We start from the raw sequence: 19,655 nt of genomic DNA, 5'->3' as shown, positions 1-19,655 counted from the left end.
AGTAAACCATGACCATTTTTAAATTTCCGCAAGATTTTCGCTGGGGTACAGCAACAGCTTCCTATCAAATAGAAGGAGCGGCACAGGAAGGTGGACGTGGAGTATCCATCTGGGATACGTTTGCACGCACTCCTGGCAAAGTATATAACGGAGATAATGGAGATGTCGCGTGTGATAGTTACCATCGGTATGAGGAAGACATCGAACTGATGAAGAAACTCGGGATTAATACATACCGGTTCTCCATTGCCTGGCCGCGTATTATTCCTGACGGAGATGGTGAGATCAATCGGGAAGGTCTGGACTTCTACCATCGCTTCGTGGATGCATTGATCGAGGCTGGAATTGAACCGTTCCTCACACTGTATCATTGGGATCTTCCGCAAACGCTGGAGGATGACGGAGGCTGGGGCAACCGCAGAACTGTGGATGCTTTTGTGAAATATGCCGAAGTGATCTTCAAAGAATTCTCTGGCAAAATCAACTTCTGGCTGACATTCAACGAACCATGGTGCATCGCGTTCCTGTCAAACCTTCTCGGGATTCATGCGCCAGGAAACAAAGACCTGCAGACGTCAATCAATGTGGCTCATGGATTGCTGGTCGCTCACGGTAAAGCCGTTCAATCCTTCCGTCGTTTGGGTACAACCGGACAGATCGGTATTGCTCCGAACGTATGCTGGGCAGAGCCGTACAGCAAATCTCCTGAGGACCAGGCTGCGTGTGATCGATCAATCGCGCTCAATACCGATTGGTTCCTAGACCCGATCTACAAAGGCTCCTATCCGCAATTTATGGTGGACTGGTTCGCAGAAGCGGGAGCTACGGTGCCAATTCAGGAAGGCGATATGGAGATCATCTCGCAACCGATCGATTTGCTCGGCATTAACTACTATACGATGGGAATCAATCGCTTCAACCCGGAAGCAGGCGCTCTGCAATCGGAAGAAGTCGATATGGGATTGACCAAAACCGATATTGGCTGGCCGGTGGAATCACGCGGTTTGTATGAATTCATGCACTACTTGCAGAAATACGGCAATGTGGATGTATATATCACGGAGAATGGTGCCTGCATCAATGATGATCTGGAGAATGGCAAAATTAATGATGATCGCCGGATTGCATATTATGAACAGCACTTGGCTCAGATTCACCGCATCATTAATGATGGCATTAACCTGAAAGGATACATGGCGTGGTCATTGATGGATAATTTCGAATGGGCAGAAGGCTACCGGATGCGTTTCGGTCTCGTTCATATGGATTATCGTTCACTTGTGAGAACGCCGAAGGAGAGCTATTACTGGTATCAGAATGTCATTAAGAATAATTGGCTGGAAACACGGAACGAACATAATCCCCAGTAGATTGGGTGGCAGGTTTTAAGGGGAAAGCAGTTCCTAATTATATAGATACCTTATTAAAGATGAGAAAGACGGTAGCATTGGAGTATTCCGATGTGCCGTCTTTTTTGTGTTTTATTACAGGTGAAAATGATGAGATCATAAAGGTTTGATCAGGTCAAGTGTAGTTCCTGTTATGAAGAGGCTATTTTTGGGTTATAAGAAGTGAGGAAGAAACGAATAATGTTTTGTCAACGGGTGAATTTAAAATAAAGTGTCCAAATTGCGAAGAAAATTTGAACATTTGTTGACTAAAAATCATACTGATGTGGTATATTGGTATAAGGAAAGCACTTACAAAAAGGGAAAAGGAAGTGTTTACTATGGCATCGAAGACAGCAATGGTTAGCCAATTGGAGCGCAAAGACAAAAATATGCGGCGCGCCGTCTTGACGATGACAGTTCTGGCATGGGTCGCACTCATTACGGGAGTGGTCATGTGTCTGATCAATCTGAATGATTTTAATGATCGTAATCTTGGCTTGATGGTCGGTATTGGATTCCTTGTAGGTAGTGTGTTTATCTACGTTATTGCCAAAGCGATAGGCCTTGTTCATACACGCCGGGAAGACGAAGGCGCCGATTGATTATAATCCTGCGTTAATTCGTTCATAATAAGACTGGATAAGTACCCGGAATCCAGTCAATAAAGCCCTTTGCGGATTCGTTGACACTGTTCAACGGGACTGCAAAGGGTTTTATTCTGTGACTTGATGTGTAAAGATTACAATAAGCAAATATCAACCACGCAAGCGATTTGTGAGAAAAAATTCACACATTTAAGGTGTAAAATCGACAAATTTGTTAACAAGAACAAAAAAGTTGTTCATTTCTGATATCTTTAGTAGGAAGAGAGTAGTATACTGATTTTTCAGTATGAGCGAATTTAAGGAGAGGGGATCAAAATGAACAAGAAACCTAGGTCGCTAATCCGGATTATCATTCCGGTTGTCCTGACGTTGGTTACAATTGCATTGATTGTCTGGCCAATGCTGGCAGGCGGGCAGTACGTTGTTCTGGATCCGAAGGGGCCAATTGGCGCTTCGCAGAGAGATTTGATTGTCATCTCGACAATTTTGTGTGCTGTCATCATTGTGCCAGTACTCATTTTGTCTGCCGTAATCGTATGGCGTTACCGCGACAAGCCGGATAACAAAGCTGCTTATGAGCCTAACTGGTCTCATAGTACGAAGGCGGAGGCAATCTGGTGGACGGTTCCAATTATCATTATTGGACTGCTTGCCATTGTTACTGTTCGTTACACGTATGATCTGGAGCCTTCGAAGCCGTTAGCTCACGAGAAAGCACCAATTACGATCCAAGTGTCTTCACTGGATTGGAAATGGCTGTTTATGTATCCTGAGCAAGGGATTGCAACGGTCAACACGCTGAATATTCCGGCAGACCGGCCCGTGAAATTTGAACTCACTGCGGATTCACCGATGAACTCATTCTGGATTCCGCAACTTGGAGGACAGATTTATACGATGTCGGGTATGGCGATGACCTTGTATCTGCAGGCAGATCATGAAGGTAAGTACTGGGGTTCAGGCGCTAACTTCACAGGTGAGCATTTTGGAGAAATGCGTTTTGATGTGAATGCTACATCGGACGAAGATTTTGACAAATGGGTAGCTGAAGTGAAACAAAGTTCCCAGGAATTGACTACAGAAGGTTACAATGCACTGGCTGAGCCAGGAACAAGCAATGTTGCTTATTATTCTGCCTTCCCAGAAGGATTGTTCCAAAATATTGTGACCAAGTATGTAGTAGATGGTCAAAGTGCTCACAGTAAGCATGGAACTTCAAGCGAAGCTTCTGGAGCCATTCAAAATGCAACTGATACGTCCAATCAAGACGAGGACAAGAGTGCTAACTAAAGATTCGAAAGGAGGCCCCCAATGTTAGAGGGACTTAAAGAGTTTGCATCGGAGTTTTTCGTAACCGGCGATCCGCTCATTTATGGTGCGATGGTTTCCATCGGGATTACAATGATTGCGATCGTGGCGGTGCTAACTTATTTCAAAAAATGGGGCTGGCTCTGGCGTAACTGGTTAACGACTGTCGATCACAAGAAGATCGGTATCATGTATATCATCGCTTCCATTATCATGTTGTTCCGTGGTGGTGTGGATGCGCTAATGATGCGCCTTCAGCTGGCTATGCCTAACAATGAATTTCTAAATCCTGAACACTATAATCAGGTCTTCACAACTCACGGTACGATCATGATCTTGTTCATGGCGATGCCATTTATGTTTGGTCTATTTAACGTTATCGTACCACTACAGATCGGAGCAAGAGACGTTGCGTTCCCGTTCCTGAATTCACTCAGCTTCTGGCTGTTCTTCTTGGGCGCAATGCTGTTTAACCTGTCTTTCGTTATCGGTGGTTCACCGGATGCAGGATGGCTGAGTTATCCGCCTCTATCGGAGCTGTCACACAGTCCGGGGGTAGGACAGAACTTCTATATATGGGGTATACAGATATCAGGTATCGGTTCCCTAGCTACGGGTATCAACTTCCTGGTTACCATCATTAAAATGCGTGCGCCAGGCATGAGATGGATGAAATTGCCGATGTTCACATGGTCGGTATTCTCCACTTGTATTATCATCTTGTTTGCTTTCCCAATCTTGACCGTGACACTTGCATTGCTATTCCTCGACAGGTTTGCCGGGGCGCATTTCTTCACACTTGATTTGGGCGGTAACCCAATGATGTATATCAACTTGATCTGGATGTGGGGTCACCCTGAGGTATACATTGTCGTCTTGCCGGCATTCGGTGTGTTCTCCGAGATTGTAAGTACCTTCTCTCGGAAAAAACTGTTTGGTTACAAGTCGATGGTATTTGCAATGTTAATCATCAGCTTCCTGTCCTTCTTCACATGGGCGCATCACTTCTTTACGATGGGTTCCGGAGCGGACGTGAATGCATTCTTCGCCGTTACCACGATGTTGATTGCTATTCCAACAGGAGTTAAGATATTTAACTGGCTGTTTACCATGTATCGAGGAAGGATACGCATGGCGACTCCGATGATGTGGACACTTGCCTTTATCCCGTGCTTTATTGTTGGGGGTATGACAGGCGTTCTGTTATCCGTTGCTCCTGCTGACTTCCAGTTCCATAACAGTTACTTCCTGATTGCCCACTTCCACCAAGTATTGATCGGTGGTGTAGTATTCGGATACTTCGCAGGTCTGTACTACTGGTGGCCTAAAATGTTCGGTTTCCAACTTCCAGAGAAACTGGGCAAATGGGCATTCTGGACTTGGAATATTGGTTTCTATGTCTGCTTCATGCCGCAGTACGCTGTCGGTTTGATGGGTATGACACGTCGTCTGAGCACATACGGCTGGGATACTGGCTGGTGGGAACTGAACTTCGTATCCACAATCGGGGCATTCCTGATGGGTGTCGGGTTCCTGTTCCAAGTTGCACAAATCGCAGACGGTATTCGCAAATATAAAACACTCAAAGCTTCCGCCGATCCATGGGATGGTCGTACGCTCGAGTGGTCGATTCCTTCACCAGCTCCTGAATATAACTTTGCTATTACACCGCGCGGAGATGATATTGATGAGTGGTGGGAAGAGAAAGAACGTCGTGCCAAAGGCATCTATCCGCCTGAGCAACCGCTTGAGCCGATTCATATGCCGAAGAACTCTGCAATTCCGTTCATCATGTCTTCCTTCTGGTTCGTTGCCGGTTTCGGCTTCGTATTCGGCTGGCTGTGGATGGCGATTCTCGGACTTGCTGGCGTAGGCATATGCATGATCGCCCGTTCATTCTCTTACGATACGGATTATTACATTCCGGTCGACGAAATTAAGCGTACCGAAGCGTCGTTAAGGGGGTCGGTATAGATGGCTCAAGCAGCCGCTAAGCACGGTGAGAATCATGCACATGGTCACGACCATGGACATCATGATCCACAGGAAATGAAAATTCTCGGATTCTGGTTCTTCCTGATTTCCGACGTTATCCTGTTCTCCGTATTGTTCGCAACCTTCATTGTGTTGCGTGATAATACGGCGGGCGGACCGATTTTGTCTGAATTGATCAAAATGCCTGGCGTTATCGCCGAGACATTTATCTTGCTCACAAGTTCATTTACGAGCGGCCTTGCCGTTCTGGCAATGAACCAGGGTAAAGTAAAACAATTAATCAGTTGGTTGGCTGTTACAGCCGTTCTGGGTGCAAGCTTTATCGCACTGGAAGTATATGAGTTTATTGAGTTGATTCATGAAGGGTTTAGCTTCACAACGAGTGCTGCTTCTGGCGCATTCTTCACCCTTGTGGGTACTCACGGACTTCACGTATCGCTTGGTCTGATCTGGATGATTGGACTCATGTTCCAACTGAAAAAACGTGGTATTACTGATGTTACTCGCGGTAAAATCAACGTTATCAGCTTGTACTGGCACTTCTTGGACGTCGTATGGATTTTCCTCCTGTCGATCGTCTATCTCATGGGGGTGATGTAGATGTCAGGGCACAACTCACATGATTCCCACGGTCATGAGCAACATGGTTCACTGAAGTCTTATGTCATCGGCTTCATTCTGTCCGTCGTTCTGACAATCATTCCACTTGTGGTGGTTCTCAACGGTATGATGGAAAGAACAGGAACACTCATTGTTGTTCTTGGTACAGCAGCACTTCAATTCGTGGTTCAACTCTTCTTCTTCATGCATATTCGTGAAACAGAGAAACCACGCTGGAATGTTATGGCTCTTATCTTCGGTTTGCTGATCATGATGACTATCGTGATTGGTTCGATCTGGATCATGCTTAACAACGCTGTTGCACATTAATATGTAGATTAAAGAGATCTCCCGGTCTGTCTTACAGACTGCGGAGATCTTTTTTTGTTCTCTTTTAAGAAATAAACATCATTAATGATTAATTATATAAATGTTTTTGAAAATAAAGGTACACAAAAGATACATAATGAACTAAAATGAACTTATATGAACATTATTCAACATCAATCTCAACCAACTCAAATGACGAAAGGAATGGATTAATAATGGAAAATCGTTATGCTGCACACCCCAATGAAGTGAAAACGTATGATACATCTCGCCTACGTGAGGAATTTTTGATGGAGCAACTGTTCGCAACTGATGAATTGGTAACGGTATATTCTCATGTGGATCGTTATATTGTGGGAACGGCTGTACCTGAGAGCAAGGATATTACCCTTGAGGTGAACCTGAAGGATATCGGAACGAACTTTTTCCTGGAGCGTCGTGAAATCGGTATCATTAATGTAGGTGGTCATGGAACAGTAACAGCGGATGGACAAGGCTATGAGATTGGGGCAAAGGAATGTCTCTACATCGGTAGAGGTGTGAAGGAAGTTGTGTTCACGAGCAGTGACAAGGCTCAACCTGCCCAATTCTATTTTGTATCCACACCAGCTCACCACACCTATCCAACGGTAAAAGCAACACAAGAACAAGCTCAGCCGAATCATCTGGGCAGCATCGAAACGTCCAATGAGCGTACGATCTATCGATATATTCACCAAGGCGAGGGTGGAATCCAGAGCTGTCAGTTGGTAATGGGCATTACCGAACTCGACAAGGGCAACATGTGGAATACCATGCCTGCACATACCCATAATCGCCGTTCCGAAGTATACTTGTACTGGAATCTGCCTGAAGACGGCGTTGTGTTCCACATGATGGGCGAACCGAACGAAACACGCCATCTGGTTGTACGCGATCGTCAGGCAATCATCTCGCCAAGCTGGTCCATTCACAGTGGTGTGGGTACAAGCAATTACACCTTCTGTTGGGCGATGGCTGGTGAGAACCAGACGTTCGAAGATATGGACGGCGTAGCGATGAAAGACCTGAAATAATAAATTACAGATGTCTGAGTTAATTTGACAGAGTAGACACTGGAACGAGGGGACAGAAAGGACCTGAAGAAGCGAAGCTAAAAGCTTTCTGGTAAGAAAGCTGCTTCGGAAGCATAAGCTTACCTTTATCACCAAATTTCTCGCTTTAAATAAGGGATTAAAGAAAATTTGGGGATAAGAGTGATCGGAAGGTTTTCTGTACCCGAAGTGTACGTGTGAAACTGTTACTCATTTAACTCAGGTAGTATAGGAAGTTGATTATGATGAATCCATTGAAAAGACATGAAAAGATTATGGAGGCTCTGCTGGAGCGCCAGGAAGTAACCGTCAGTGATCTAAGTGAGCTGTTGCAGGTGACGGGGAAGACTGTACGAGAGGATCTCGACAAGTTGGAGAGCATGGGGCTGCTCGTACGTGTCCATGGAGGAGCTATGCTGGCTCAGAATGACCAGTATGGCATCTTGAATAGCCGTGGAGTTACAGAGAAGCACCATCCAGAGAAGACGGAGATTGCTGAACGTGCCCTTGCTTACATTCGACCTGGAGATATCGTTGCTCTCGATGGTGGCAGCACCACGCTGGAGATGGCCAAACGTCTCGACAATCAGCCTATTACGGTAGTCACTAATGATCTATTCATCATTGCGGAGCTAACCAAGAAGGAGCAGGTGCGGCTGGTTGTGCCTGGCGGGGCTCGTGTACGGAATATGTTGGTTGGGGATGACACGGCTGCGTTTATATCCAGTCTTAACATTCATAAAGCCTTTATATCCACGACAGCCCTTCATCCGGAATTTGGGCTATCGATCTACACGGGAGATCTGGTTCCTTTGAAAAAAGCAATGATATCCGCCTCGCAGCAGGTATACGGCGTTGTGGATCATTATAAATTCGGACAATTTGCACTGCGAACTTTTGCTCAGTGTTCGGAACTGGACTACATCATCAGTGACAGTCGTCTGGATGAAGAGACGGCTGCCTTGTACGAGCAGAGCGGTGTCACAGTGGATTATCAAAGTTAACCTCATTCATGATTCATGGGATTAAAGAACGGACGGATCTATTGTTTGCATATCAAACCATGCGGAGGAATCATTCATGAACCCATTTGATTTAAGCGGACAAGTTGCACTAGTTACAGGTACCTCAGGTGGACTGGGACAAGGGATGGCCATTGGTCTGGCAGAAGCAGGTGCTGATGTGGTGCTGGTCTCCTATTCCAAGCCTGCGGAAACGGCAATTGCGATTGAAGCCCTTGGGCGCAAAGCCTATGTGATTGAAGCGGATTTAAGTCGTGAAGATAAGTTGTCGGCTGTGTTCGAGCAGGCGCTTGCGTTCCAGGGCAGAATTGACATTCTCGTTAACAATGCGGGAATCATTCGCCGCACACCTGCGGCTGATCATGCAGGACAGGACTGGCACGATGTGATTGGCCTGAACCTGAACACTGTATTTTTCCTAAGCCAATTGGCTGGCAGACATATGATTGAACGCGGAAGCGGCAAAATCATTAATATTGCATCCATGTTGTCCTATCAAGGCGGGATCAATGTGCCGGGTTATACGGCAAGTAAACACGGCGTTGCTGGTTTAACCAAAGCGCTCGCTAATGAGTGGGCAGGCAAGGGTATTCAGATTAACGGTATCGCACCTGGTTACATGGAAACGGATAATACAACCCAGATTCGTGCAGATGAGAATCGTTACCGGGATATCACAGCCCGCATTCCTGCTGGACGTTGGGGTACTCCTGAAGATCTGAAAGGACCGGTTGTCTTCCTGGCATCTGCCGCTTCGGATTATCTGAATGGTCATGTGCTGAATGTCGATGGCGGCTGGATGGCACGTTAATCGCTTGATAATCGGATTAGCATAAGGAGGCAATGGGATGAAACTTGGTATTCTGGCACATACATTTGGCAAGCAGCCTACAGCACAGCTTGCGCAGACGATTGCCGATAACGGATTTAATTCCGTACAACTGGCGCTTGCCAAAGCATTATCCGATGTGGACTCATCGAATGGCAAACTGAGCCCGGGGCTGGCGAATGAGATTGGAGATCAATTTGCACAGCGCGGGGTGAAGATTGCGGTACTGGGCTGTTATATTAATCCGATTGACCCTGATCCGGTAACAAGGCGTGCGGACATTGATCGATTCAAGGAGCATCTGCGTTATGCCCGGGATTTTGGTTGCAGCATGGTGGCAACGGAGACCGGGGGCTTGGACACCTATCAGGATACACATCCGGATGGATATGAAGAGAAGGCATGGAGTGTGCTGAAAGAAACGGTTGAGGAGTTGGCTGAGGAAGCGGAGAAGTGGGGTGTGCATGCGGCGATTGAGCCTGTATCTACCCATACCCTTCATACCCATGAACATATGACACGGTTGTTTAAAGAGGTTCCTTCATCCAATCTGGGAATGCTATTCGACCCGTGCAATCTGATCAAACAACCACATGCAGCAGATCAAGGGGCTTTCTTGCGCGAGGTGATGGAATCGCTGTATCAGCGCATGATTGTGATCCATGCCAAAGATGTAGCCTTTGATGCACAGGGAGAGAAGTTCAATCCGGTACCTGGGGCAGGCATACTGGATTACCCGTTATTTTTTGAATTGCTAAAAACGTATAAGCCACATATTGATATTTCACTTGAAGGCGTAACTGCGGAGGAAGCTGTGCCTGCGGCCAAACATTTGCGTGAAGTATGGAGTGCAGTTCGAGTTTAAGTAAAAACCTAGATATGGTATTGCATACCGAAGCCAAAGTAGCTGAAAAACCTTTGCGAGGGCAAAGGTTTTTTTGGTACAGAAATCGATAATTTACATATTAAATATTTCTTATCGGAAAAATCGGAAATAATTCTTTTCAAATCCGACATCTTGTGAGAGAATATGGAAAACAAACGCCACCATGCGAATACATCAGGGACTCAGAGAACGTATATACCAAGGGAGGATTCAGATTTATGTCAAACGAACGTGAGCTTTCATTTGAAACATTGGCAATTCATGCAGGCCAGGAGATTGATCCAACCACCAACGCACGAGCTGTGCCCTTGTATCAGACAACTTCTTATGGATTCAAGGACACCGAGCATGCCGCTAATCTGTTTGGTTTGAAAGAGTTTGGCAACATCTACACCCGTCTGATGAATCCAACAACCGACGTGTTCGAGCAACGCATTGCGGCGTTGGAAGGCGGAGCCGGGGCGCTGGCTACAGCTTCCGGTCAGGCAGCCATTACGTTTTCACTTCTGAATATTGCTGGTGCAGGCGATGAGATCGTATCTTCGGCGAGTTTGTATGGAGGTACATACAATCTGTTCTCGACGACTTTGCCGAAACTGGGTCTGGACGTAAAATTTGTGGATTCAAGTGATCCTGAGAATTTCCGGGCTGCGATTACGAAGAAAACGAAAGCATTGTATGCCGAAACGATCGGTAATCCAAAGGGGAATGTACTGGATATTGAAGCGGTGGCAGCCATCGCTCATGAACATGGAATTCCTTTGATCGTGGATAACACATTCCCAAGTCCGTACCTGCTTCGTCCAATCGAACATGGCGCAGATATTGTCGTTCACTCTGCAACGAAATTTATTGGCGGTCATGGTACATCCATTGGTGGCGTTATCGTGGACAGCGGAAAATTTGACTGGAAAGCAAGTGGCAAGTTCCCTGGATTGACGGAGCCGGACTCCAGTTATAACGGTGTAGTATATACGGAAGCGGTTGGACCGATTGCTTATATTATCAAAGCTCGTGTACAACTTCTGCGTGACTTGGGTGCAACGATCTCTCCATTCAACTCATGGTTGCTGCTGCAAGGACTGGAGACATTGCATCTGCGCGTAGAGCGTCATAGTAGCAATGCCCTGGCTGTTGCGGAATTCCTTGAGAAACATGAGGATGTGTCGTGGGTAAGTTATGCAGGTCTGCCGAGCCATGGTTCTTACGAGCTTGCACAGAAGTATCTGCCAAGAGGTCAAGGTGCCATTCTGACCTTTGGAATCAAAGGTGGTGCGGACGCGGGTCGCAAATTGATTGAAAGTGTCAAACTGTTCTCTCACCTTGCAAACGTCGGTGACTCCAAGTCACTGATCATTCACCCGGCAAGCACAACTCACGCGCAGTTGACCGAAGATGAACAAACTGCAGCAGGGGTTAATCCGGAGTTGATTCGTCTGTCTGTGGGTACGGAGAACATTCAGGACATTATCTATGATCTGGAGCAAGCCATCAAAGCAAGTCAGGGAGCAAGCGTAGGCGCGTAAATGGCATTTGGGTGGATGTGTAAACAATCACTTAAGTGATATCCCATAAACAGGTCATATAAATATCAATAGATGGTTAAAGCCGTTGTCCTCCGGGACAGCGGCTTTTTTCCTTTTTGAATATGCATTTATGAGTAACCATCGAAAAAAGCCCATTTACAAATGTAAATCACAGGCATATACTGGTTAAAAGTTGTATTGAGTAAAAACAATTGCATAAGTGCAAAAATGATTATCATTCTCATTAGAGATTATTTCAAAATCATTCACAAAACCATGCTGCTGCGGGATTCCCGCAGCAGCATATGTCATTTTTAGGGCATTAACAATGGCTCTCATTCTCAATACAACTTCATTTCTGGAAGCGGAACTGGAGCACAATCACTATCCGCAAACCTATCATTCGAAAGGAACGTGATTCATATGCAAGCGATACATCAACCACTACACAGACAGAAACAAGCAGAACAGCGCTCATCCCAAACACCAGGCCCAAACCGGGGGCGCAAGCCTGATTTTCGAGCCATGTTGCAGAATAAAGAGATGCAATCTGCATTGGGCAGCGGGCTATTGATGCTGATTGCTTGGGGAACTGCACCGTATTTTGGTACCTTATCCATCATGCTCTACATTGTGGCGTATGCCGTTGGCGGTTGGACCAAAGCGAAGGAAGGCATCGAGACACTGGTCAAGGACCGTGATCTGGATGTAAACCTGCTGATGATTGCCGCATCGCTCGGGGCAGCAGCCATTGGTTACTGGAACGAAGGTGCGATGCTGATCTTTATTTTTGCACTCAGTGGTGCATTGGAAAGTTACGCGACAGAGCGCAGTCATAAGGATATCTCATCGTTGCTGGCGCTGAAGCCAGAGACTGCACTGCGTATTGAGGAAGGACAGATGAATCTCGTGGCTATTGATGATCTGCAATCTGGTGATCTGCTGTTGGTCAAACCGGGAGAATTGATCCCAGCAGATGGCGTGGTGTACCGGGGGAATTCTTTTATCAATCAGTCGTCCATCACTGGAGAATCCCTGCCTGTGGACAAAGTTGCGGGGGATGAAGTCTATGCAGGTACGGTAAACGGGGAGGGTGCAATATACGTAGAGGTCACAAAATCGGCTGAAGGGTCACTGTTTGGCAAAATCATTAAAATGGTGGAGGAAGCGCAGGCGGAAGTGCCGGATTCCCAGCGTTTTATGGAGCGGTTTGAAGGGATTTACGCACGTATTGTTGTAGGGGTGACCTTACTTGTCATTGCAGGAACTCCACTGCTGCTTGGCTGGACATGGAATGAGGCATTTTACAAAGCGATGGTATTTCTAGTTGTGGCTTCGCCTTGTGCATTAGTGTCTTCGATTATGCCTGTCATGCTGTCCGCGATGTCCAGCAGCGCCCGCCGGGGCATTCTCTTTAAGGGAGGTGCCCATATGGAGAATATGGCTCGGACGCGGGTCGTGGCTTTTGACAAGACAGGTACATTGACCATGGGCACCCCGCAAGTCACCGATATTATTACGTCTGAACATGTAGATCGCGTCCAGCTGTTAGGTGCAATAGCGGCGATTGAGAACCTCTCCATGCATCCTTTGGCTCGTGCCATCGTAGATCAGGCGAACAAGGAGAACATCACACTTCAGGAAGCGGAGCACGTACAGGCTTTAACAGGCTGGGGCATCGAAGGAACTGTAAACGATGTGGTCTGGAGCATTGGCAAAACAGATGTAATGGAATCGATGCAGTCAGAGGAGATGAAAGACAGCAACGTTGATCCAGATGAGCATGGTGCTAACCATGTGAAGGCATCTTCTGAGTGGGGCGTTGTACGCTCCCGTCTTGAGGGGGAGGGCAAAACCGTATCCGTTGTTATGGCTGATGGTGAATTAGTCGGGCTGATCGCCATGCGGGATACCGTAAGGCCACAGGCAGTAGCTGCAGTGAAGAAGCTTGAAGCGATGGGTGTACAAGTTGCCATGTTAACAGGTGATCGGGCCAGATCTGCTTCTGTGATTGCGCGTGAAACAGGAGTAAGCATGATCTATGCAGACTTGCTGCCTGGAGATAAGGTGAAGCAGGTACAAGCACTCCGCAAACAGTATGGTCCTGTGCTGATGGTAGGGGATGGTGTCAATGATGCACCCGCCCTTGCGGCAGCTACTGTGGGTATGGGGATGGGATTGTCCGGCAGCGGAACTGCACTGGAGGTCGCCGATGCGGTATTAATGAACGATAACATTGAAGAGATCGCTTGGGTGATTGGGCAGGCTCGTCGAGCACAGCGCACGGTGAAACAAAATATGTTTTTTGCCATCACCGTTATTTTGGCCTTAATTGCTGGTAACTTCCTCCAAGACGTCGCATTGCCTCTGGGTGTGATAGGTCATGAAGGAAGTACAATTCTGGTTATTCTGAATGGGCTTAGACTGCTACGGTAATCAGACATGGAGAGGAAAATGGTTAATTGGTTTTGCTGGTAGCATGCGGCTGGTTGAACGGCTCACGTTTGAACCTTGAGTCAGCGGGTAATGATTCGAAGAGATGATTCGATACTAAGGGAGCTGTGAAATATGGGACGTTATGTACAAGTGGAACCGAATGTGAAAGTATATGTTGAAGATATTGGTGAAGGAACCCCGGTTGTCTTTTTGCACGGCTGGCCTGTTAATTATAAAATGTTTGAATATCAGTTGAACGTACTTCCGAACCATGGCATTCGTGCCATTGCGATAGATTTTAGAGGATATGGCTTATCGGATAAGCCTTCCACCGGGTATGATTATGATCGTATGGCAGACGATGTCCGTGCCGTTATTGATGATCTGGAGCTGACAGACGCTGTACTCGCAGGGTTCTCCATGGGTGGAGCGATTGCAGTACATTATATGGCTCGTCATAAGGGACATGGTGTATCCAAGCTGGCCTTGTTATCTGCGGCAGCACCTGTGTTCACACAGCGCGAAGGATATCCGTATGGATTGACTCCGGAGCAGCTGAACGAGCAGATTATTGAGCCGATCTTCGCAGATCGTCCGAAGTTGCTGGAGACGTTTGGCGGCATGTTCTTCGCGAAGGAACACAGCCAGCCATTCATGGATTGGTTCCATGCACTAGGCATGGAAGCTTCATCCTATGGTACCATTCGCAGTGCAATTGCGTTGCGGGATGAGGACTTGCGTGATGAACTGAGTTCGATTCAGGTGCCGACAGCTATTTTGCACGGGAAAAAGGATGAGATCTGTCCGTTCGAATTCGCTGAGCAGATGCACCAAGGCATCGCTTCATCGCAATTGATTGCTTTTGAAGAGAGTGGTCATGGCGCATTCTATGATGAATTGGAGAAATTCAATTCGGAACTGATCCGATTTATTCAATCTTGATCATGTAGGGGCATAATGCCCCATACAGACAATCCCAGTAATTTCATGGAATCTTCATTTGTGGCTAAACAAAGAACCCGGTCGACAGTCTTGGACTGTTCGCTCGGGTTCTTTATGTTGTGCTTATAAGGGTGTCTTATTAGTTGTACTGTAAGTATACATTCTGCAATCAGAACAGTTCGGTCAGACCGATCATCGTGATGAGTCCGAGTAAAAACGAAATGGTCGCCACACGTGCATTGCCATCACCGTGACTCTCGGGAATGAGTTCCTTATAGACGATGAACATCATCGCACCTGCTGCAAAAGCCAGACCATAAGGGACAAGACCGGATACGAGACTACTTAAGGTGTAACCAATCATAGCTGTAATAATCTCTACCGCTCCGGTCAGGGTGGCAATACCCAGCGCTTTGAAGCGGCCAATGTTCTGGTTCACGAGAAAGAGGGCCACCAGGAATCCTTCCGGCGCATTCTGCAATCCGATGGAGAAGGCAATGAGATTGCCCAGATTCTCATCCGAGCTTGCATAGCTGACTCCAACCGATAACCCTTCCGGCAGGTTATGCATGGTGATGGCTGCAATAATCATGAAAGCTTTGGCTTCAATTTTAAAAGGCATTTTCTCGGGGTTCTCCAGATCGACGTGTGGAATCTTCATCTCCAGCACCAATAGCACCAGGCTACCAAGCATAATACCAAATGCGAGTACAAAGAGGTTTGATTGGCCAAGCGCTTCGGGAATGAGATTATACACCGAGGCCGAGGTCATAATACCTGCGGCGTATGCCAGCAGGATATCACGCAGACGGTGCGATATCTTGCGCATAAATAGAATCGGTACGGCCCCTAGGCCGGTAGACATGGCTGATATAAAACTGCCAATGAGTGCATCGTTCATGCTTCCATTTTCCCTCCTGATGAAGACTTCTTCATAATCGCTGCCGAGCATTGACACCGTACATAAAAGAGATCATAATGAACAACAGATTAGAATGATTATAAATTAGAATTCCGTTTCTGCATAGGGCAATTGTCATTACATAGGCAGGTCTTGTGGACATGATGTAGGCTTTTCGTTCTAGTGTATGCAAAAGCATAAGCTTTTGATGCCGGAGGGCCTAACCTTTTTGTAGAACCCGGGGGAGGAACTATACATGTATAAATCAATTATTATTGGAACAGGCCCTGCAGGGCTGACAGCAGCAATCTATCTGGCACGTGCCAACTTGAACCCGCTCGTTATTGAAGGTCCACAACCTGGTGGTCAATTGACAACAACGACTGAAGTGGAGAACTTCCCAGGTTTCCCTGATGGCATTATGGGTCCTGAACTGATGGATAACATGCGTAAACAAGCTGAGCGCTTCGGTGCTGAATTCCGCACAGGTTGGGTGAACAACATCGACATGAGCGAGCGTCCATTCAAGATTCAAGTTGAAGGTATGGGTGAACTCGTATCCGAAACATTGATTCTGTCTACAGGCGCATCTGCTAAATACCTGGGTATTCCCGGGGAAGAAACGAATGTGGGCCGCGGTGTCAGCACATGTGCAACATGTGATGGATTCTTCTTCCGTAACAAAGAGATCATCGTCATCGGCGGTGGCGACTCTGCCCTTGAGGAAGCAAGCTTCCTGTCCCGTTTCGGTTCCAAAGTAACCCTGGTACACCGTCGTGAAGAACTGCGTGGCTCCAAAATTATGCAGGATCGTGCACGCAGCAACGAAAAAGTAGAGATGGCTTTGAACCGTACACCACTCGAAGTACTTGCTGGCGACAACGGCGTAACAGGTCTGAAAGTGTTGAACAACGAGACAGGTGAAGAAGAAGTGATCCCGGCAAGCGGCGTATTCGTAGCCATTGGTCACACACCGAACACTGGATTCCTCGGTGGTCAAGTTACAACGGACGAACACGGTTATATCCTGACTACACCGGGTACATCCGAGACAAATATCCCAGGCGTATTCGCATGTGGTGACGTTCAGGATACTCGCTACAAACAAGCGATTACAGCTGCAGGTAGCGGATGTATGGCTGCCATGGACACAGAGAAATACATTGAAAGCTTGGAGCACAGCGCAGTTGTTCTGTAATAGAATGAGCTGATTCCAACCAAACGATAGATTAATAAAAAAACATATGAGGTGAATTAAACATGGAAAACGTAATTTTATATACATCAACGAACTGCCCGAACTGCAAATCCGTAAAAACGTTCTTGGCTGACAAAGGCATCGCTTATGAAGAGCGCAACATCGAAACTAGCGACGAATTCGCACAACAAGTATGGGACATGGGTGTACGTGCCGTGCCTTTGACTGTTATTGGTGAACATCGCATCCTGGGTATGAACAAAACCCAATTCGCTAAAGCATTGGACGCTTAAATCAGGCTGATCATCTGAATCATCATGTGATGAAAGAGAGATTCGATTCATATGCAATTCCGGTTTTCGCGAGCCGTTAGGATATAGAAAGAACCGTACCCGATTGGGTACGGTTTTTTGTGCGTTTTCGCTGAGTGAATCGGACGGATTGCTATCTGCTCGCAAGCATAATTCGGAATTGTCCAATATACAGAAGTGCGATATCCTTTTCTTAAGTCGCAGAGCACAATTGAGGTGAACAAGCAGCATGATTATAGATCAGCAGGAGCATTTTCGCTTCTGGGAACAGGCGAGTATACGAGATATCCATGTTGAAAGAGTTACCCTTGCAAAGGGGGAAAGAACATTATTCACGGTACAGTTGAGCAGTTTTTTCTGTATGAAAAGAGGGAACGTGCTGGTACTGCTCAATCAGAAGACCTATTCCATTAATCCTTTTGAGATTATTCACGCACCTCCCAAAAGTCTGTTTGAAGTTAACGCAGGTTCAGACGGAGCGGAGTATATATTGATTTCGTATAAAGCAGAACGGGGACCATCGTACGGCGATGAGCCGATGTTTGTAGACGAACGCAGATATCCAACTCACGTTACATACCGCGTGATACTAACGCAGCCAATGATGTTATATGAGATTGCAGATCGTATGTTAGAGGTCCAGCAGCAGGAGGCACTTTCGGTACCACTTCAACTCAAAGCATCGTTCTATCAATGGGTTTATTACCTGGTGGAGCAGTACTATCTACAGCCTCTGGTCGTAAAAGTAAGCAGCCCCGTCGAGTTGGTCATACAGACTCTGGAGTACCTGTTGCAGAACTATGCAAAACCGCATACGTTGGACTCTTTGGCGGCAGCAATGGGGCGGAGTCCGGGCCATCTCTCGAATTGTTTCAAACAAGTGCTTAATCGTGGACCGATTGACTGTCTAATCCGTTTACGTATGCAAAAAGCATGCAAGCTATTGGCCGAAACAAAGCTTCCCTTACGAATGATTGCGTCGGCTATTGGGTATCAGGATGCGTACTATTTCAGCAACGCCTTCAAAAAGTATATGGGAATTTCCCCGCAGAAGTATCGTAAGCAATGCGTAGAGGAAGATGTTACATCTTCAGCAGGAAGAAATTATATTGTTGGCTCTTCAGGTCCATGTTATATTCCTTCATATGATAATGATAATTATTATCAATATTTAGATGGAGGGTCTGATGAAATGTTAAGAAATATAAAGAGAGTCCCGATGGCTTTGCTGATGGCTTTTGGGTTGCTGTTAAGTGCATGCAGTGGCGGTTCTTCAGGGAATACAGGGGCTGCAACAGGAGATGGAAGTACAGCTCAATCGGAAGCACCAACTTCCCAAGTAAACAGTTCAAGCGAAAATAATACAAATGAAAATGTCCAAGCGACAACACGTAAAGTGAGCACATCCATGGGTGAGGTCGAAGTGCCAGCTAATCCGGAGCGTGTCGTAACGGACTTCTTTTTGGGGCATATTCTGGCATTGAACGTTAAGCCGGTCGGTAGTAATGGCCTGTTCATGCAAAATCCGTATTTGGAGGAACAAGTCTCCGGTATTGAGGATGTTTCGGACAATCTGGAAGCAATCACGGGTCTGAATCCGGATCTAATTGTTACAGGGGATGCTAAAAGTTACGAGGCTTATTCCAAAATTGCACCAACCGTCTATCTGGAAAACTCGGCACCGGTTCGTGATCAGGTTAAGGAACTTGGCGTCATACTTGGCAAAGAGGCGGAAGCATCAGCATGGCTTGTCCAGTTTGAAAAGAATCTGGCTTCAGCCAAGGACCGTTTGAGCGGCATTATCAAAGAGGGAGAAACTGCTACGGTCTTTGACGGGGGAATTGTCAAGAACATTACACTCTACGGTAATGCGTATACAGGCAGAGGTATCCATGGTGAATTGGATATTCCCATGAACGAAAATGTAAAAAACGAAATTGATCCGAACGTGGGTTGGGCTACAATCTCAAGCGAGATTGTGGAGAAATACGCCGGTGATCGTGTGTTTATGGCCGTAGATGCCAAAGCGGAATCATTTGACTATGCGAGCGATCCGCTGTGGGGAACGTTAGACGCAGTCAAAAACAATGAGTTGTACGAAATTGATGGCTATAAATTTTACTTTTCAGATCCAATTTCCGTCATGGGTCAGATTCAGGATATTGTCGACATGATGGAAGAACGCGCTCTGGAGAAGTCTAAAAAGTAGTGATCTAACACAGGTAACGTGAAAAATCCCCTTACTGCTGTAATTAGGAGCACATGGTAACATGAACTCCAGGAATTACTGCGAAAGGGGATT

The 19,655-nt window shown here is 46.5% G+C and carries 17 protein-coding genes; 16 read left to right on the top strand and 1 reads right to left on the bottom strand.

The genetic code is table 11. The annotated features are described in order from the left end of the window. Positions 1-8 precede the first annotated feature (8 nt). The 13 genes from MHI06_RS25335 (at position 9) to MHI06_RS25275 (ending at position 14,943) form a co-directional block, all read left to right on the top strand. Positions 9-1,370, top strand: a complete 1,362-nt coding sequence (locus tag MHI06_RS25335) for a GH1 family beta-glucosidase (RefSeq protein WP_340399490.1) — start codon at positions 9-11, stop codon at positions 1,368-1,370. Positions 1,371-1,729: 359 nt separating this feature from the next. Then, the gene (locus MHI06_RS25330) at positions 1,730-1,993 is read left to right on the top strand and encodes a hypothetical protein (protein WP_091038518.1); all 264 of its coding nucleotides are present in this window, start codon (positions 1,730-1,732) and stop codon (positions 1,991-1,993) included. Between the two features lie 318 nt (positions 1,994-2,311). Further along, positions 2,312-3,286 (top strand): ubiquinol oxidase subunit II, encoded by a 975-nt coding sequence (cyoA, locus tag MHI06_RS25325; protein WP_169481455.1) that lies wholly within the window; start codon positions 2,312-2,314, stop codon positions 3,284-3,286. A gap of 21 nt (positions 3,287-3,307) precedes the next feature. Further along, a complete protein-coding gene (locus tag MHI06_RS25320) occupies positions 3,308-5,278 on the top strand; it encodes a cbb3-type cytochrome c oxidase subunit I (protein WP_169481456.1) in 1,971 nt (656 codons plus the stop codon). Further along, positions 5,279-5,899, top strand: coding sequence for a cytochrome o ubiquinol oxidase subunit III (cyoC, locus tag MHI06_RS25315; protein ID WP_062836430.1), 621 nt, complete (start codon positions 5,279-5,281; stop codon positions 5,897-5,899). Next, entirely contained in the window at positions 5,900-6,229 is a 330-nt protein-coding gene (gene cyoD, locus MHI06_RS25310) for a cytochrome o ubiquinol oxidase subunit IV (RefSeq protein WP_169481457.1), read from the top strand. Positions 6,230-6,444: 215 nt separating this feature from the next. Beyond that, entirely contained in the window at positions 6,445-7,284 is an 840-nt protein-coding gene (gene kduI, locus MHI06_RS25305; protein WP_036606918.1) for a 5-dehydro-4-deoxy-D-glucuronate isomerase, read from the top strand. A 263-nt stretch (positions 7,285-7,547) separates the two neighbouring features. Continuing rightward, the gene (locus MHI06_RS25300; RefSeq protein WP_169481506.1) at positions 7,548-8,306 is read left to right on the top strand and encodes a DeoR/GlpR family DNA-binding transcription regulator; all 759 of its coding nucleotides are present in this window, start codon (positions 7,548-7,550) and stop codon (positions 8,304-8,306) included. A 76-nt stretch (positions 8,307-8,382) separates the two neighbouring features. After that, positions 8,383-9,135 (top strand): 2-dehydro-3-deoxy-D-gluconate 5-dehydrogenase KduD, encoded by a 753-nt coding sequence (gene kduD / locus MHI06_RS25295; protein WP_340399489.1) that lies wholly within the window; start codon positions 8,383-8,385, stop codon positions 9,133-9,135. 37 nt (positions 9,136-9,172) lie between these two features. Then, positions 9,173-10,018 carry a sugar phosphate isomerase/epimerase gene (locus MHI06_RS25290; RefSeq protein ID WP_340399488.1) on the top strand — a complete coding sequence of 282 codons (846 nt, stop codon included), beginning with the start codon at positions 9,173-9,175 and terminating at the stop codon, positions 10,016-10,018. A 239-nt stretch (positions 10,019-10,257) separates the two neighbouring features. Beyond that, on the top strand, positions 10,258-11,565 hold the full coding sequence (locus MHI06_RS25285; RefSeq protein ID WP_340399487.1) for a homocysteine synthase: 1,308 nt from the start codon (positions 10,258-10,260) through the stop codon (positions 11,563-11,565). A gap of 423 nt (positions 11,566-11,988) precedes the next feature. Continuing rightward, positions 11,989-14,001, top strand: coding sequence for a heavy metal translocating P-type ATPase (locus MHI06_RS25280; RefSeq protein WP_340399486.1), 2,013 nt, complete (start codon positions 11,989-11,991; stop codon positions 13,999-14,001). Between the two features lie 132 nt (positions 14,002-14,133). Then, the gene (locus tag MHI06_RS25275) at positions 14,134-14,943 is read left to right on the top strand and encodes an alpha/beta hydrolase (RefSeq protein WP_340399485.1); all 810 of its coding nucleotides are present in this window, start codon (positions 14,134-14,136) and stop codon (positions 14,941-14,943) included. A 169-nt stretch (positions 14,944-15,112) separates the two neighbouring features. On the opposite strand, the gene MHI06_RS25270 is transcribed toward MHI06_RS25275, so the two are convergent. Further along, the gene (locus MHI06_RS25270; protein WP_076319651.1) at positions 15,113-15,844 is read right to left on the bottom strand and encodes a ZIP family metal transporter; all 732 of its coding nucleotides are present in this window, start codon (positions 15,842-15,844) and stop codon (positions 15,113-15,115) included. A 256-nt stretch (positions 15,845-16,100) separates the two neighbouring features. Between MHI06_RS25270 and trxB the strand changes: the two genes are divergently transcribed. The 3 genes from trxB (at position 16,101) to MHI06_RS25255 (ending at position 19,562) form a co-directional block, all read left to right on the top strand. Next, complete coding sequence (trxB, locus tag MHI06_RS25265) at positions 16,101-17,042, top strand: thioredoxin-disulfide reductase (RefSeq protein ID WP_145152380.1); 942 nt, start codon at positions 16,101-16,103, stop codon at positions 17,040-17,042. Positions 17,043-17,104: 62 nt separating this feature from the next. Then, positions 17,105-17,335 (top strand): glutaredoxin family protein, encoded by a 231-nt coding sequence (locus MHI06_RS25260; RefSeq protein WP_105407104.1) that lies wholly within the window; start codon positions 17,105-17,107, stop codon positions 17,333-17,335. 247 nt (positions 17,336-17,582) lie between these two features. Continuing rightward, positions 17,583-19,562 carry an AraC family transcriptional regulator gene (locus tag MHI06_RS25255; protein ID WP_340399484.1) on the top strand — a complete coding sequence of 660 codons (1,980 nt, stop codon included), beginning with the start codon at positions 17,583-17,585 and terminating at the stop codon, positions 19,560-19,562. Positions 19,563-19,655 lie beyond the last annotated feature (93 nt).

Origin of the sequence: Paenibacillus sp. FSL H8-0079 (assembly GCF_037991315.1) — a bacterium.
Classification (GTDB): Bacteria; Bacillota; Bacilli; order Paenibacillales; family Paenibacillaceae; genus Paenibacillus.
The sequence above is the reverse complement of the archived record's forward strand: the minus strand, read 5'-3'. Positions and strand labels throughout refer to the sequence as shown.